The sequence below is a fragment of the Chryseobacterium taichungense genome (assembly GCF_900109935.1).
GTDB lineage: Bacteria > Bacteroidota > Bacteroidia > Flavobacteriales > Weeksellaceae > Chryseobacterium > Chryseobacterium taichungense.
On record NZ_FOBV01000003.1, the window covers coordinates 528,141 to 544,072 of the forward strand.

Genomic DNA, 15,932 nt, shown 5'->3' on the forward strand with positions numbered 1-15,932 from the left:
TTGAGAGGATAAAATTCTTCGTAAGTGTGAAATAAATAATATTATTTGAAACATAATAATTTTCTGCTCATAATGGTAAAAAAAGACCGCCTTGATGACAGTCTTTCCCTTATGAATATTAAATTACGTTGAGTTTTTTTAGCTTGAAGGCCAAAGTCCTTCGTACTTGGAATTTCCGTAATCTATTGTTTCAGCGCTGATAATAAAGCTGATCAGCATGCTGTTTTCGTCTACGGCATCGAAGTCTACTTCATGTTGGATCACATATCCATTTTCCCAGTTTAGGGTAATCAAAGTACCTTCTTCGTGAGATTTATTAAAAGTGATTTCGCCTGTTGTAGGTTTGTATTTTCCGTTCAGTAAGCTTTCCAGAATATCTGATTTTTCAGTTGCTTCTACGGTTACTTTGATGATTGCGTTGGAAGGATCTGAAGCTACTCTTCCCGATACGTCTGTCGATCTGGACACGCTGTAGTTTAGCTTCAATAATTTCTGACCTTCTCCTCCATTGAATTTAAGAATTCCTCTTGAATTTGCTGCCATGATGGTAAATTTTAATCGTTAATAATATTTTGTGATTCGGTGATTGTGTAAACAAAGATAGGCGGGTTGATTTTCTTAGAAAAGCTTTTTCAAGCTAATCTGAGTTTTTGTAGTAATACTACGATTTGATGTAGTAATTCTACGACAGATGATTTAACATCTCTTTAACATTCCTTTATTCATGATACTTATGACATTTCCGTCACTGTAAAAAAACTGGAATTTTTAACACCAAACTGAGAGATAGCGTAGCTTATATCGACACTTTTAACCAATCCTGACTTTGTATATAATGAATATTTTCCGGAAAAATCCAGATCATTTTCTGGCATAGATCCTGCCTGAAGGATAATTATTTCTTCATTATATTCAGCATTTTCTATTTTCTGCTGAAGCTGAATTGTCATATTTTCTTCTCCAATTGTTTGCTGAAGAAATGATTTTCCATTCTCGAAAGGTTGACGCAATGCCGCAAAATAATTTTTAATAAAGACATCATTCTTCATCCTTGAATTAAATAGGTCTCTGTTCTGTACCGCCCTTTCAAACTCATTAAGGTAAATATTCGCGTACTGATCCGGAAAAAGATCTGCTAACCGCTTTTTAATCTTCGCAAAATTATCCGTCGTCTGCTGAGTAAGGCTTATGCTTACAACATTCCCTTTGAGATCGGTTTTAACTTCTAACGGATTAAGAGAACGGATCGATTCTGAAGCCAGATCTACCATCATATTTCCCTGGCCATCTGAAAAATTATTTTTAAAAAGGTGAAAAATATGAAACCCGTTTTCGTTTCTCATCCATTTTACAGAAACGGTATAGGTAAGAATAGTATGTTTTTTTTCCAGCTGGTTTTCATAAATTTCTTTGTTAACTACAGAATATATTTTGCTGAAATTCTCAGGATGGAAGGGAATATCAGGATTTAGTTTTGGATTTTTAAAAGGAGCATCGTTCCTGCTGTTGTATTCTTTTATTTTATTGATATCGGGAATCAGAAGTTTTTTCCGTGGAATAAGATCATCATGTATAAAATCTTCTCTTGCACAATGTTTATTGTGAAATTCTTTAAGATATTTGGGGTTTTCAAGATTAATTTCTTCAGATATGCTTTCCAGCGTTTCTCCGGAAAGTATAAAATGAACGATCATATATTCTGTTTTTGGCTTAACACAATTTAGCGCAAAAATTTTATTTTACAAAATAGTTTCTATGGTATTTTACTACTGTAAATCAATGAATATATTACTTTTGCCTGATAAATTCCAGATATTTGTCTCCACATTGCGTAAAATGATCAAATTCATTCATCGAGTTCCCGTAGTTCTGAATGACAATTTTATCGCCATCATACAGACCAGCGATCTCGCCCATAACTACCGTAGTAATTTCACCGGTTTTTTCATCAGTTTCGGAAGAGACATTTCCGGCTGCAATGATTTTCTTTTTATCTAAAATTTTAAAGCTTGGCTTTCCATCAGAATTTTTAAATTCAATAGAAAATCTTCCTCCGTCACAATTGCTTGCTACAAACGTTCCGTCTACCGTTTTTTTAGATGAAGAAATAGTTGCTTTATCATTATTTTGGTATTCATTGTTGGCAGAATCTTTTTTTACGGGATGTGTTTTCTGAACAGATTTCATACTGTCACCTACGTTTTGAGAGTGTACTGCAGAATCTTTTATGTTTTTATGATTATTGTGTTGATCTTTTTTACAGGCAACCATCATAATCGCGGCCACAAGACAAGAACTGCTAATATTATTTTTAATCATAAAGTTTTTCTTTTCAATATAAATTCATTACAACAAGCAATGTTAAATTTGTCAATTAAAAATACCATATTTTTTTGATCTGACTATATTCTGTAAAATTAATTTCAAAAATAATGAGACCATGAAAAAACACAGCCTCATTTTATTATTAGCAAATTGTTAATTTATGGATAATAAACTTTTACAACTTTCCCTGATTTGTACACTTCAATTTTATCGACCGGACCTTCCGGAGAATAGTTCCATTCACCATCTTTCTGTCCATCAACATAATTTCCGTCTTCAATTATATTTTTATTATAGTCTATCGAATATTTTTTTTCAATCCAGTATCCGTTTTTCAGATGATTGTTTGTACTGCCCTTCAGTTGATATTCAAAATCATTTTTCTCCTTGCCCCATTTCTTATCAACTTTCTGAGCATCAAAATAGTCTAAAAAAACACCATTCTTTATCTGATACACGAGACTTTTAGATTCCGGACCTTTCATAAACACATACACCTTACCTCCTTTCACTTCAGAATATCTCTGATAATTTTCTTCGGATTTCAAATTTTCAAAAACAATCATGCTGTTGTAAAGCTGATTTGAATTTTGATTAACCAATAGTATGCATTCATAATTGCCGTCTTCGTAGTTTATTTTTGCGTAATACGATGTAAACGGAATATTATCAATTACAAAATTTTTATAAGGATAAAACTGCAATAGTGAATCATTCGAACCTACAAAAATATCCCACATATAAGGTTTTTCTATCTCTCTTTCGAAGGACTGTTTTAATATATTTTTTAATTTTTTTATGGTTTCGCTGTCATCAATCTTTTGACCAACAGCATTTTGGTCTACTGCATTGATAATATAGGAATCCTCTGATTTTTCCACGATTCTATTAACCGAAGAAACCTCATTTTTTGAAGGAGCAGGTGTCTCTGATTTACAGGTTTTAATCTGAAATAAAAATAGCAGACAAAAAATAAACTTCATTTTAAATTTCTTTTAAAGTTGGGGAAAAACCCTGAATATGCAAATGGTCGTTATGATCTCTATTTTTGTCATTGGTACAGTGATTCAGTATTTTTTCATTTTTTTCACCATAGTTTTGGGACAGCATGCTTTTCCAGCCAAATTTATATAAAGCATCATTAAAGGTATTTTGCCTTGTCTCATCCAGCCCTTTCCAACCGGTAGCCTCAGTACTGCTGAAAAGATCGGTGGTTCCGCCACCTTTATCCGTGCGAAGGTACCTTAAATCACCATTCATTCCATTTTTATGAGACTTACTACCTCCAACGGACTCTCCTTTCTCATTACTGAAACCATTAAATACAAAATCATCATAATTGCATTCTAATAATGCGCCAAACAGTGCGGCCATTGTCACATCATTCATATAATAACGGGAAGTGTTTACAGCCAATGTAAAGCCTACAGAACCTTTCCTGTATTGATGTTTTACAGTTCGGATATCAATTAAATAAATATTTTCAGTGTCTTTTCCGAGTTTGTCTTTGTAAACCCCGCCATAGTTTTCTTTTGTCTTTACCAATTTATATTTACCTAAATCATGAATATTTCCGGCACTGTCATGGTAAAAATATGCAGCTGTTTCTCTTTTTTCATTTTTGTATTTATACTGTATTTCTCCTGTACTTTGGATATGATATTCCACATCAGCATCCCCTAAATTGGTTGCCTGGCATTCATCGGTTTTTAAAACTTCTTTTATTTTCGCTAAAATCGTTTCTCTGGCAGCAACATCATTGGTAGAACCATGCACAAGCCTTGTAACTTCTTTGAAATCACCTTTATCAGCAACAGTATTCAGATCTTTTTCGCTACCGTTACCCAATAAAACTCCATGTTTCCAGTACCATCCGGCAGAGCGGGTCGTAAGATCCAGATCGCTTAACAGCAAATCCGGGTCGGCTACAAGATCTTTACCTGCATATTCCCCGAATCTTCTGTATCCTTTTTTCCTTGTTATCTGGATAAGACCTCTTCCGCGGTATTTATAACCGTCTCCGCTGGCTTCATCCCCGTTTTCAGCAACATTTCTGTAGACATAATTACCGAGTTTTTCCGGGTTTTTAAAAAACTCACTGGGATTAGAATATAATCTCGGATGGCTTTCTTTTGACCAGAAGCTATGTAAAGCTGCTTCTGTGGTATAATAAAGGTTTTCGTCAGCTCTTGAAAAGTAACCTGTTTCTTTCGTGATTTGTGTAAGGAAAAATGCTTTTTTAACGCAGGTATTTATTTTAAATTCTTTTAAAGTTTTGTTTAAAGAGGTAAGGAAAGTTTCAATCGTAGGCGAGCCGAAACTATTCGTCCCTTTATTGAAAAGCTGCGCAACATCCGGATACATTTTTTTAAATTCTTCAACGGTAATCGGCGCTTCACATCTTGGACATTTTTTAGCAATTTCAAAATAAGCACCTTCTTTTTTGAGAAATTCTCCTTCATGTTTTTTGATATTACCCGTGCATTCTGCTTTTAGCCAGAGAAATTCAGTCACTTTTTTGAATACATCGAAGGTCACTTCTTCATCTTTATTGTACACCTCTTTGGTTAATACTTTTATGATTGCATCTACTTTGGCGAATTTTTCCTGTTTGGCTAATTCGTCTTTTACTTTGTTTGCAATAATTCCCGCAATACTCTTCTTCTCTTCTGCAGTAGCTGTCTTGTTGGTTCCACCGAATTTATAGACGTGAGTTCCGTCTTTTTTACCACTGAGCTTTTCTCTCCACTCTTTTAATGTCTCATCAGATTTCGGGCGAAGTTTTATTTTAATTTTAGCCAATCCATTTTGTGCAGTGGCTTTCAGCGTTGTAAGCTCTTGTCCGTTTTCTTTTGCTTCCACAACGGGTAAACTGGCACCATTAGCAAGCAGGAGTTCTTCTTTTTCTTTAATATTAATACTCACCTCTTTCCCATCCAATAATAAAGTTTTTGCAACTACAAATACTTCTTCCTCCAACGGTGCGCTCTTGATCGGTGTCATAACTGGACCTAATTTATATAAAGGAAATGAAATAGTTTCTCCTTTTTTATAAGAGGTTTGCGTTAGAGCATTCTTTATATCATCAAACTTCGCATATTTTTTATCATTTTTTAAAGCTGGATTTACTTTTCCTTTAATAATGTTAGCGATATTATCCTTATTGATATTATTGTTGTTACTCCCAAATTTGTATGTATGCTGTCCATCTTTTTCATCCGTTTCCTTTGTGAATTCTTCTTTCGCAAAAAAAGCGTCAAGAAGGCTTTCCGCTTTGGGTTCCTCCACAACACTGGTCGTTTTTCCTTGAGGTTGTTGAGGAGAGGGTTGTTTTTCCGGCTCTATCGTTCCGCTGGTTTGATTAGAAGCATCCGGCTGCGTTGTTTGACCTTCCGCTCCGCTTGGTTGTGTTTTTGAAGTTGGCTGTTGCTGTGAAGGCTGTGAAGTACCGGAATTTTGCTGCGGCGAACCAGATTGCTGTGTCTGCTGTACTGGTTCTTTATATTCCGGATTCTGTACATCAACCCTATTGGTAGCGTGTTTTCTGTTGCTGTAATATTCTACGGTAACATAGAATTCAAGTTTGCCGGGATTTGTTTCACCCTGAGCTGCCTTTTGCATTAAAGCTTTTGTTAATACAAATTCAGATGTTGCGGTTCCGGTTCTGTCAACGATGGCTTCTTTGCTATCTACAAAAAGATTAGCAGCATTATGACCGTTTCCTGCGGCATCGTCTTCCCATAGTCTAAACACCAGTTTTTTCCCTGTGAGATTTACACACTGGGCTTTCGCAATCAATTTATCGGTATAGCTGAAAACTGTTCCAGGAGTATCATCAACATAGCGGAGTTCAACTTTGCTGATCTGCGGAATTCCTGCAGGCTTTGGTGTAATATCAAGCGTTGTGGGGCCTTGCCCTTCAGGCTCATGAAGATAAGCTTCCAGACGATAGGTATTTTTTGCAGCGACTTCACCAAAAGTAAAGCTTCCGTCTCCAACTTTTTTGATATTGGTTGATGTAAAACTTCCGTTGGCTCTTTTTTTAAAAAGTTCCCAAGTCACCGCAGCAGGATTTCTTTCACCGGCAGGTGTCGAAGGATACCAGTCTGTAACCATATAAGTGGTTTTCTCGCCAATTGTAGGGGTAGGATTACCTGAGATTTTTGAAACTCCTTTTTTAGACATAGAAAGTGTGTTTTAGGATTAATTAGTAAGCGTCGATTTCACTTTCAAGGACAGTTTCTTTATAGTCCTGCATATTAACAAGCGGATTAATGTGCTGTACCGTTTTATTGTCGGCATTTTTCACATTTTTTTTGCTCATTTGTCCTCTTTGGCCATGATCTTTAATCGTGATTTTTCCTCCGATCACACACTGTAAATCAGATACTTCGGTAACGATTTTCTTACCCATAATCTTTACTTTATCATAGGTTTTCTGCCATTTCCCGGCGGATGCATAAGAGCATGGGAGGTTTCCACCCGAACTGGGCTTCAGCTTGCATCTTCCGAAACTTGGACCGGAAGGATTAAACTCAAGATCGTCTTCTGTAACTGCCAGAAAATCATTATTACCATCAGAGTCATTCCAAAAATGTTTCTGATGGGAGGTCACTTTATATTGAGGAAATTGATCACCCTGATCACACTGGGCTTTACCTTTCTGTACGACGAAATGCTTTCCGTCATGAGGAGATGATTGCTGTGACATAATATTTATGATTTGGGTAACATCAAAGATAAAAAATTTACCGGAAAAAAATAAAAAAAGCGGAATTAATTTCCGCTTTTCATATTATAAGTTATTAATGTTTAGTATACTCCGGTTGTTCCGTGGGCAGCATTGTCGGCATGAAATATTCATTTAGCCAGTAGAATGTCTGTCCGTTCTGCTGAATTTTCACAGCCGGATCATTCCTGTGGGAAAGCATTCTTTCTGCCAGATCTTTATAATGACGGAAATAGTTTCTGGCCGTTTCATTCGTCACAATTTTAGACTTTTTCCAGCCTTTTAGCATGTATTTTGACATCAGCTCTTCTTCTGAATTATCAAAACCCGTACTTACTCCTACAGCATAAGACATCGGTTGCTGATAAAGATCTCCTTTATCCAGGAACTTTAAGGTCGGATTGTATTTCTTCAACAGTTTCACAAATTCTCTTACCGCCCTTGCCTGACTAAAATCAGATCTTTCTGCTCCTGTATTTTGATAAACTTCGGTATAGAATAATTTTAAATTATCATATTCTGTTTCGGAGATCAAAATTCCTTTTTCAAGTCCCGGCTTATAATCTTTAAGATCTTTCGGAATATATCCTTTTACCAAAAACGGGCTGCCATAATTGATGAGCTGCGCCGCAATGCCTGCAGGAACAGGATTGGTAAGTCCCGGATAGAGATATTTGTATTTCATATCTACATTCGTTCTTCCTGCTCCCACTGATGAATGGAAGTAATCATTTAAAGATTTATCTAAAGTCATATTATCCACGGTAACCTGTGATATCAGGCTGTCTACAGACTTTTTAAGATATCCCGGCGTTGCAATATCTCCTTTTTTAGGGAAGATAACAAATCCCTGAGACATACTCTGCTTTGGATAATCCAGCGAGAAGAAACCTTCGTCTCCTTCTACGAGATTAAAATTATTTTTCGTTAAAACATCATTCTGATCGATGATTTTCTGTTTTTTAAGTTCGGCAATATTTTTAGCCGTATTCGTTACTACGTTTTCAGCCATCAAAACAAAATCATTGTAGGTATCCGATGATCTTGCGCTTGTCTGAAACATAATTACTCTCGCCTGGGCCTGCGTAAGGGAATTGATCACGCCGTACATATTTCCGCTCTGGTTGGCTGAAGTCCCTACAGTAACGACAATATTGGTTTCGTCAGGGAAATTCGACAACAGATTTCCTGCTGCCATCAGACCTTCGTTTACCGGCTGATATCCGCTGTTGCTGGCACAGTTCATCTCATTGGTTTTCTGATCGATGAATGTTGTAATCTTGCTGTAATCAGAATTTAGTGGAGAAACCGCCACATTATCACCGCACGGATTATTTTTATACAAAACCACGCCATATTTCACCTGATTAAAATAGGAAGGCTTTTCAAACCTTAGCTGTAAATCCTGCAAAAGAGATTTCACAATGGGAGCATACGGCGCATTGGAAGCGCTGATATCAAGTGTAAATACAATGTTTATTTTCTTATCCTTATCTGTTATTTCTCTATATCTTTCAAAGTCAATAGGTTCACCTAAAACATTGAAAACATAATTTTTGCTGTAATCCAGAATATTCGTAAAATATTTGGTTTTAGAATCCGGAGTTGGTGTTTCATTTAATGGTAAAGTTACCGGGAATATATTTTCTAGAGGCGTTCTTTTATTAACTTCTGTAAGAAGAATTGCAGTTTTATTTTCAGAGTCATTTCCTCCGGGACTACCTTCATGAATACCTAAAGTGGTATCCGTGATTCCTGTAGTATTTTTCATTTTGACGGCAGAACGTTCACCCCAGCTGGAAATAACATTGGAACTTACCCATCCGTAAAGGCTTGTCCCTATACTGTCGATATTAATATTCGGATTTTTCCCTACCAGAAATCTTTTATTGTTTTCTGCCTGTTTATAAACATATACCATCTGGCCATTCGGGATTTTCACATTGGCCTGTTCGATAAGACTCGGTGAATTAAACACCATGATCGAGTCATTTTTATAATATCTTTCAGAATTTCTGATCACCTCACTGTTGCTTGGTACTACAGCAACTTTAACCGGAAATCCTGTTTTTTCGCTTTTTAACGAGTTGCTCCATAAAAGGAGGTCAGATTCCGGAATCCAGCCGTAGGTTTTCACCTGTTTAGATGAAACCTTTTTCATTAAAGCATCAGGAATATATTCCGCAACTTTTACCATTCCGTCGCGATGCTTTAACACCATTAATGGTTCAAGAAATTTAACTTCTTTATATGATTTTTCATCACTTTTATCCAAATAAGCGGTGTTTCTGGAGCGATCCGAAATTGCAATCCATGGAACTGCTTTTTTAGGAAAGCCATTAACTACAGGTGAATTATCAACCTGCCCGTAATGTGACGGTTCTGGAGTTCTTTTTGACGGCAATTTTACCTGACAGGCTGTCAGCAATACCGAAATTCCGATATAATATGCTGCTAAAGGAAGTTTATTTTTCATCCTATTTTATATTTTACGATTGGTGTGATGCCCTGAAAGGACGTGATTATTTGCTTTGGTTAATGTCTACTTTCGTAACACAGTTCTGTGCATCGTCAAAATTCACCTTAACGGTCTGAATGACATTATTCTTGTCAAACTGAAGTCCTGCACAATACATGTAGAAATTATTGACTTTACTGTCGTTTACTTTCACAACTGTATTTTCATTGTTGCACAGGTATGTTCTCAAGAGATAATTGTAGTGCATGTTGAAGTTATTTCCGTAGGCAATCTGCTGAAGATGATATTTGAAATCATTATCAATTTTAGCATACGTATCTTCCACACTCACTTCATCTTCCAATGCATCGTAGTAAGGAAGGATTTTGATCTGGTGAAGAACAGGCTCTTCCGTTTCGTCGGTAATAAGACTTACCACATAATCACCCGGCTTCTGATAAGAATAGATCGCTAATTTGTCCTTAGAATCAATCCTTCCGGTTTCCCCGAATTTCCAGGTAAACTGCTTACCGTCTGAAATGGCACGGAACTGCACATTTTCAAACTGCATAGCCTGAGAGGGGGCGTCAATGAGTGTCACCGTTTTTACAGTGTCCTTTTTAGGAACAGTCCTAGGAGAAACAATGATAGGGAAAGATTTGGAATATTTATTATCGATAATCAAGGTCACCTGATAATATCCCGGTCTGTTGTAAAAGTGAATGCCTTTGCTTTTATCGCTGGTGGTTCCGTCTCCGAAATTCCATCTTTTTGTTTTGGCAAACTGTGTTTTATCTTCGAATGAAAGTGTATCTCCCTCTTTCAGGTTAGATGGATAGACCAGTCCTAAAATATCGTCGGAAGAGTGTATCACTTTCTTCTGCAGCCATAATGCAACCAATGCCGCTATCAGCAATGTTGCAATAACACCAATAATAATGTTCTTCTTGTTTTTCTGAAAGTAATTCATAGTTAATGATTGTGTGATGTGTATTGTGTTTGTGTAAAATTTTCCTTAGTGTAAAAAGTTTACTGAGATCTTGAATTCAAAACGGTCTCGCGCTGGAAAAGCTGACTTTTCTTTTCCTTGAAGCCGATGGAGCATTCTTCAAATTGTTTTTCAAAATTTTTGATATTCTCAGTTTTGCTTGAAATAATTTTTTTGTCGTTGAAATACATTTTATAAAATTCTGCGATCTGCGGATATGCCTCTTTTCTAATATCGTTGATGTTTTCCCCGTTCTGGTAGTAGCCGGCAACGTCATTGATCCCGTACATAATATTGTTTTCCTCAAAAGGCTGCGCACCTTCATCGGTAATCTTATTAATCATCGAAAAAGTACTGTCCAGGACCTTGAATGATGACTTCTGCTTCTGATCGAATTTAGCCTTTTCTTCCAGCAATTGTACGGAGATGATATCGTTATCTGAAAAAGGAGATTCAAATCCTCTTAAAAAGATGATTCCCATAAAAATAAGGGCTGTTAAAAGCATCAGAATTAAATATAAAAACTGGTAATGCCTTTCTCTTTTTGATAGAGTAACTTGTGCTTGCATAATATTCGTTTTATTTTCTTCTTCTCATTCCTGAAAACTTCCTGGTAGGATCTACCTTAAGCTCGCTGTTGATGATTCCTATCTTCCCTTTGCATTCGTTCAGATTTCTCAGCGCCACCTGCTCCTTGTAAGAAACGTCAATAATCTGTTTTTTTAAGGCCAGCATCGGCTCGATCTGCTTCATCAGAATGGAATAGTGTTTAAAATTACCTGCACTGTCTGTCCCCATAGCACCTCTTGCATTCCTGACGTCTTCCATGATGGCATTTCTCAGGAAAATATCATTCTGCACCCTGTTGATGTCAAGCTGATCCATACGGTAAAGTATGCTGTCTACATGAGTTCGCAGAAGATCACTTCTGGTAAGTAGATAGCGGTAGTCATCCGCTTCTTTTTTTATACCCTGTCTTTGGATGTCGTAACTTTTAAAAAAGAAAAATACACAGATGAAGGAAACACCTGATAAAACGATGAAAGATAGAACAAATTTCCAAATGCCTATCCTGACGTCTGCCTTGTTTAATTTTTTCTCCCGGTTCGAAGACATAGTTTGTGATTTGTTTGGTCTGTGAAATTATAAAAAAATAATCTATTCACAAAATTTAAGTATTTCTATGATATAATATTATTTTTCTAATTAAATTAAGATTAATTTTCACTTTCATCTTATTTTCATAATTTAGTGATCTGATTTTTAATCATCATTCACCAAATCGATATTAAAGTGAGCAAATTATTGACCAATACTGTGCGGTTTTCCATAGCAGACAGTGATTTTTATTTTAAAAAAATATTAATCAAAATGCTTACCGAAAATCCGTTCTATATGCTTCTTAACGACTGCAACAACGGGCATGAGCTCATCAGCAGAAATTACAGGAGACAGGAAGACGTTTTCATTGTAGAGCTTTTTATGCCGGTATTAAGCGGTCTCGAAGCCATCAAATACATTCGTAAAAGTAATCGTGAAACGCCTATCATCACCTATTCCGGAACTTATCAGGAAGACATGGCGGAAATCCTGTCAAAAATTCCCAATATTTTTTATTGTCAGAAAAAAAGCAATATCATCAAGGATATCATTAAAGGAAAAATAACCGCAGACAGTTTCGATTACGAAGCTTATACTAAACAATGGGAACAGCAGCCTCTTGCAGTAATGGAATATATGGATCGCCAGAAAAAAAGCCAGGAAGAGCTTTCACCAACAGAAATCCAGCTTATGAAATTCTGCTACGAAGGTTTTAGTAATAAAGAAATCGGTGAAAAGCTGAATCTCAGTACTAGAACCATTGACACCTATATCAACCGGCTCACAGAAAAGCTTGGATTGAAAACAAAACTTCACCTGATTCGCTTTTGTGTGGAGAATGGATATTATAATTCCAGCATGTAAAGGGGATTTAACGTTATCTTAATACAAAGTAAACATTCAATTTTCAATCGCTTATAAAAAAATATTTTGCCACTAATTTGCTAATATTCAATTTTTTTAACTAAATTTGCACACCTAAAATTTAAAATTAAAATAAGGAAATGACAAAGGCAGAATTGGTAAACACCATCTCAAATAAGTTGGGAACCGAAAAGAATGAAACACAGAAAGTTGTAGAAGCTTTTATGCAAGAAATCAGAACTTCTATGTATAATGGAGATAATGTTTATTTGAGAGGTTTTGGATCTTTTATCATTAAAACAAGAGCAGCAAAGACGGGAAGAAATATCTCTAAGAACACTGCTATTGAAATCCCTGCTCACAATATTCCTGCTTTCAAGCCGTCAAAATCTTTTGTGGAGAAAGTAAAAACAAAAGTTAAGGTAAAATAAATCAACTGAATATTAACTAGTTACTAAAAAATTATAATTATGCCAAGCGGAAAGAAAAGAAAAAGACACAAGGTTGCAACTCACAAAAGAAAAAAGAGAAGAAGAGCAAACAGACACAAGAAAAAATAATCTCATTTCCTGAGATTTATAATATATAATATAGTTGGTGATTTTAAGATTTTAAAGGTTCACCGACTATATTTTGTTTTGCAACTATTAAGATGTCAATGAAAGGATTTTATATTTTATCAAAAAAATTGCTATTCATTCAATACTAATTCTTAACTTAAGGATAAATTTATATGATGAAATATATGTCTGTTTTCTACCTTCTTAACAATTTTTATCTTACAATAAAATGAAGAAAGAACTAATAGTTTCGCATGAAGATGATCTTACAAAGATTGCACTGCTGGAAGACGGAAGACTATGTGAACTTCATGAGCAAGAGGACAAAAGTGATTTTATAGTTGGAGATCTTTTTATCGGAAAAGTAAAAAAACTTGCCCCCAACCTGAATGCAGCCTTTGTAAATATCGGCTACGAAAAGGATGCTTTCCTTCATTATCAGGATCTGGGGCCACAATATCTTACTTATCGCAAGTTTCTGAAAGATACCATTTCAAAAAAGCAAAATACTTCAGGTTTAAAAAATTTCGAGATACAACCCGAAATCGACAAAAACGGAACTGTAGACAAAGTTATTGCAAAAGACGATGTTGTTTTACTTCAGATTACCAAAGAGCCCATTTCTACAAAAGGACCAAGAATATCTACCCAGATTTCGCTCACAGGACGCTTTTTAGTACTCATCCCATTCGACAATAAAGTATCGATTTCAAAAAAAGTTAAAAGTTCTGAAGAAAAAGAAAGGCTGAGAACACTTATCGAAAGTATCAAGCCTGAAGGTTTCGGAGTTATTATCAGAACCGTCGCTGAAGGAAAAAAAGTTGCTGATCTTCATAATGACATGAATCAGCTTATTCAGAAATGGGAAACTACTTTTAAAAATATCCAGAAAAATAAAGTCCCTTCCAGAGTTCTGAGCGAAGACGACAAAGCTTCAGCTATTTTAAGAGACAATTTCAACCAGGATTTCGTAAGTATTACCTGCGATGATGAGCAAATGGTCAGTGAAATGAAGAATTACCTCGAAGTAATTGCTCCCGAAAGAAAGAATATTGTCCACTTTTATGATTCACATATTCCTTTGCTGGAATACTACAACGTCGAAAAACAGCTTAAACAAAGCTTTGGCAAACATGTAAACATTCCCAGCTCAAAAGGTGCTTATCTCGTTATAGAGCACACCGAAGCATTACACGTAATCGATGTAAATTCCGGAAATAACATTACCACCGGAACATCTGTCAATAAAGAACATGCGCTTAAAGTAAACAAAATGGCCGCTACTGAAATTGCAAGACAGCTACGCCTTCGCGATATGGGTGGTATTATTGTCATCGATTTCATCGACATGACCAATCCTGAGCACAGAAAAGAGCTCTATGAACACCTCAGGGAAGAGATGAAACGTGATAAAGCACGACATAAAATACTTCCTCCAAGCAAATTCGGACTCATACAGATTACCAGACAAAGAAACCGTCCGGAAAAACAGATTGAAACGAAGGAAGAAAACCCTAATAAAGATGGAGAAATCGTTGCTCCAATCGTTATTGTAGAACGGATGGGGGAAACCCTCAGAACCATCATGCAAAAGGAAAAAGGAAAGCTTTACCTGCATGTACATCCGTTCGTTGAAGCTTATCTTACCAAAGGTTTCAACAGCATTCAGACAAAATGGTTCATGAAATACAAAAAATGGGTAACTGTAGTCCCAAGAGACTCTTTTAAATATTTAGAATATAGAATTTACAATTCAAAAAAAGAAGAATTGATCGGATTTTCTAATTAAAAAATTACAACCTCTGGTTCTGCCGGAGGTTTTTTATTGCTATAAAAGTTCCAATTTCAATACCAATTTTTTGTCCGAATATACTATCTCAAACGAAGCTCGCTTACACACTCACGATATTAAGGGATAATGCAATAATATTTTTCAGGAGCTTATTCTCGCTATCCGCTCTTACTCCTCGCGCCATTGCTTTCCCGGCTAAGGCCTAACACGCCATTCCCTGCTGTGGGGTAACCGCTCCTATCGAGGCTAGGGTGTTTGTCGGTATTTAGCACTGGCCTGTTATAAATAAATCTTCGGCTGAAAATCGGAATTAAGATATTAAGATGAGCTATTAATAATAAGCAATAAAATCACAGTCTATTAAGATCTTATTTCTCCATGCTCTCATTCTCTATAAACTTCTAATTTTCCCTGATCTAAGTAACCCCTGATGCGATGCCTATATTCCTTTAGAATAAGATATGAATAATATTTTAAAGCAAGCCCTGAAGGGGCGCCATCCTATAGCACCGGGTACAACCCGGTGGAATGTTAATCCCAAATTCCATCGAACCCTAATGAGCGTAATTATGAGTAATGGAATGATAGGTAATAAATAATATGCAATAGGTGATTTAATGTTAAACGTTAAATTTTTAAACGTTAAATCTTCAATCTCCTGTTCTTCTCGTTGGTTCTTTTTACTTTTTCCCTGGTTCTTTGTCATTGGGGTATGCTGTTTACCTTAAACTTTGAATCTTGAATCTTGAATATTGAATCTTGAATCTTGAATCTTGAATGGTATAAACGAAAAAAGTCTCACACATTGCTGTATGAGACTTTTATAAAAAAACTGGCGGCGACCTACTCTCCCGCTATTCGCAGTACCATCGGCGCTGGTGGGCTTAACTTCTGTGTTCGGAATGGGAACAGGTGAGCCCCACCGCTAAAACCACCCTAAAAGCTGTATTATATTCAAGATTCCGGATTCGGTATTCAAGATTTGAATATTGAATGTTAAATTCGGAATATCGAATAATTTATCGGTAAATTTCATCACAAAGGCAAAACCAGTGTCGCACTTATAAGGCTTGTTGTTGGCCTCTGGCTTTTAGCTAATAGCTATGGGCCAGTTG

The 15,932-nt window shown here is 36.0% G+C and carries 13 protein-coding genes and 1 rRNA gene; 3 read left to right on the forward strand and 11 right to left on the reverse strand.

Going from position 1 to position 15,932, the window contains the following annotated elements; translation table 11 throughout:
* Nucleotides 1-138 precede the first annotated feature (138 nt).
* The 10 genes from tssD to tssO form a co-directional block, all read right to left on the reverse strand.
* Nucleotides 139-543, reverse strand: coding sequence for a type VI secretion system tube protein TssD (gene tssD, locus BMW64_RS09220; RefSeq protein WP_029296853.1), 405 nt, complete (start codon nt 541-543; stop codon nt 139-141).
* A 188-nt stretch (nt 544-731) separates the two neighbouring features.
* Entirely contained in the window at nt 732-1,694 is a 963-nt protein-coding gene (locus tag BMW64_RS09225) for a hypothetical protein (RefSeq protein WP_089999681.1), read from the reverse strand.
* Between the two features lie 94 nt (nt 1,695-1,788).
* Nucleotides 1,789-2,319, reverse strand: coding sequence for a hypothetical protein (locus BMW64_RS09230; RefSeq protein WP_089999682.1), 531 nt, complete (start codon nt 2,317-2,319; stop codon nt 1,789-1,791).
* Between the two features lie 164 nt (nt 2,320-2,483).
* Nucleotides 2,484-3,308: a hypothetical protein gene (locus tag BMW64_RS09235; RefSeq protein WP_089999683.1), complete on the reverse strand. Its 825-nt coding sequence runs from the start codon at nt 3,306-3,308 to the stop codon at nt 2,484-2,486.
* 1 nt (nt 3,309) lies between these two features.
* A complete protein-coding gene (locus tag BMW64_RS20905; protein ID WP_228400894.1) occupies nt 3,310-6,510 on the reverse strand; it encodes a glycoside hydrolase family 19 protein in 3,201 nt (1,066 codons plus the stop codon).
* A 22-nt stretch (nt 6,511-6,532) separates the two neighbouring features.
* On the reverse strand, nt 6,533-7,036 hold the full coding sequence (locus BMW64_RS09245) for a DUF4280 domain-containing protein (RefSeq protein ID WP_089999684.1): 504 nt from the start codon (nt 7,034-7,036) through the stop codon (nt 6,533-6,535).
* A 94-nt stretch (nt 7,037-7,130) separates the two neighbouring features.
* Nucleotides 7,131-9,530, reverse strand: a complete 2,400-nt coding sequence (gene tssR / locus BMW64_RS09250; RefSeq protein WP_089999685.1) for a type VI secretion system protein TssR domain-containing protein — start codon at nt 9,528-9,530, stop codon at nt 7,131-7,133.
* A 46-nt stretch (nt 9,531-9,576) separates the two neighbouring features.
* Nucleotides 9,577-10,482 carry a PKD domain-containing protein gene (locus BMW64_RS09255; RefSeq protein ID WP_089999686.1) on the reverse strand — a complete coding sequence of 302 codons (906 nt, stop codon included), beginning with the start codon at nt 10,480-10,482 and terminating at the stop codon, nt 9,577-9,579.
* Between the two features lie 59 nt (nt 10,483-10,541).
* Nucleotides 10,542-11,069, reverse strand: coding sequence for a type VI secretion system transmembrane protein TssO (locus BMW64_RS09260; RefSeq protein WP_089999687.1), 528 nt, complete (start codon nt 11,067-11,069; stop codon nt 10,542-10,544).
* 10 nt (nt 11,070-11,079) lie between these two features.
* Nucleotides 11,080-11,616 carry a type VI secretion system TssO gene (gene tssO, locus BMW64_RS09265; protein ID WP_089999688.1) on the reverse strand — a complete coding sequence of 179 codons (537 nt, stop codon included), beginning with the start codon at nt 11,614-11,616 and terminating at the stop codon, nt 11,080-11,082.
* Nucleotides 11,617-11,793: 177 nt separating this feature from the next.
* Between tssO and BMW64_RS09270 the strand changes: the two genes are divergently transcribed.
* From BMW64_RS09270 to BMW64_RS09280, 3 genes are all read left to right on the forward strand, one after another.
* A complete protein-coding gene (locus tag BMW64_RS09270) occupies nt 11,794-12,465 on the forward strand; it encodes a LuxR C-terminal-related transcriptional regulator (RefSeq protein WP_089999689.1) in 672 nt (223 codons plus the stop codon).
* A 140-nt stretch (nt 12,466-12,605) separates the two neighbouring features.
* Nucleotides 12,606-12,896: an HU family DNA-binding protein gene (locus tag BMW64_RS09275; RefSeq protein WP_089999690.1), complete on the forward strand. Its 291-nt coding sequence runs from the start codon at nt 12,606-12,608 to the stop codon at nt 12,894-12,896.
* A 358-nt stretch (nt 12,897-13,254) separates the two neighbouring features.
* Nucleotides 13,255-14,814: an Rne/Rng family ribonuclease gene (locus BMW64_RS09280; RefSeq protein ID WP_089999691.1), complete on the forward strand. Its 1,560-nt coding sequence runs from the start codon at nt 13,255-13,257 to the stop codon at nt 14,812-14,814.
* Between the two features lie 833 nt (nt 14,815-15,647).
* On the opposite strand, the gene rrf is transcribed toward BMW64_RS09280, so the two are convergent.
* Nucleotides 15,648-15,756 (reverse strand): 5S ribosomal RNA (rrf, locus tag BMW64_RS09290).
* Nucleotides 15,757-15,932: the final 176 nt, after the last annotated feature.

Excerpts from the sequence above, each read along its gene's own strand:
- BMW64_RS09255 (WP_089999686.1), bottom strand. The coding sequence starts at position 10,482 with ATGAATTACTTTCAGAAAAACAAGAAGAACATTATTATTGGTGTTATT.
- tssD (WP_029296853.1), bottom strand. The coding sequence starts at position 543 with ATGGCAGCAAATTCAAGAGGAATTCTTAAATTCAATGGAGGAGAAGGT.
- tssO (WP_089999688.1), bottom strand. The coding sequence starts at position 11,616 with ATGTCTTCGAACCGGGAGAAAAAATTAAACAAGGCAGACGTCAGGATA.
- BMW64_RS09280 (WP_089999691.1), top strand. The coding sequence starts at position 13,255 with ATGAAGAAAGAACTAATAGTTTCGCATGAAGATGATCTTACAAAGATT.
- BMW64_RS09275 (WP_089999690.1), top strand. The coding sequence starts at position 12,606 with ATGACAAAGGCAGAATTGGTAAACACCATCTCAAATAAGTTGGGAACC.
- BMW64_RS09260 (WP_089999687.1), bottom strand. The coding sequence starts at position 11,069 with ATGCAAGCACAAGTTACTCTATCAAAAAGAGAAAGGCATTACCAGTTT.
- BMW64_RS09245 (WP_089999684.1), bottom strand. The coding sequence starts at position 7,036 with ATGTCACAGCAATCATCTCCTCATGACGGAAAGCATTTCGTCGTACAG.
- BMW64_RS09225 (WP_089999681.1), bottom strand. The coding sequence starts at position 1,694 with ATGATCGTTCATTTTATACTTTCCGGAGAAACGCTGGAAAGCATATCT.
- BMW64_RS20905 (WP_228400894.1), bottom strand. The coding sequence starts at position 6,510 with ATGTCTAAAAAAGGAGTTTCAAAAATCTCAGGTAATCCTACCCCTACA.
- BMW64_RS09230 (WP_089999682.1), bottom strand. The coding sequence starts at position 2,319 with ATGATTAAAAATAATATTAGCAGTTCTTGTCTTGTGGCCGCGATTATG.
- BMW64_RS09235 (WP_089999683.1), bottom strand. The coding sequence starts at position 3,308 with ATGAAGTTTATTTTTTGTCTGCTATTTTTATTTCAGATTAAAACCTGT.
- tssR (WP_089999685.1), bottom strand. The coding sequence starts at position 9,530 with ATGAAAAATAAACTTCCTTTAGCAGCATATTATATCGGAATTTCGGTA.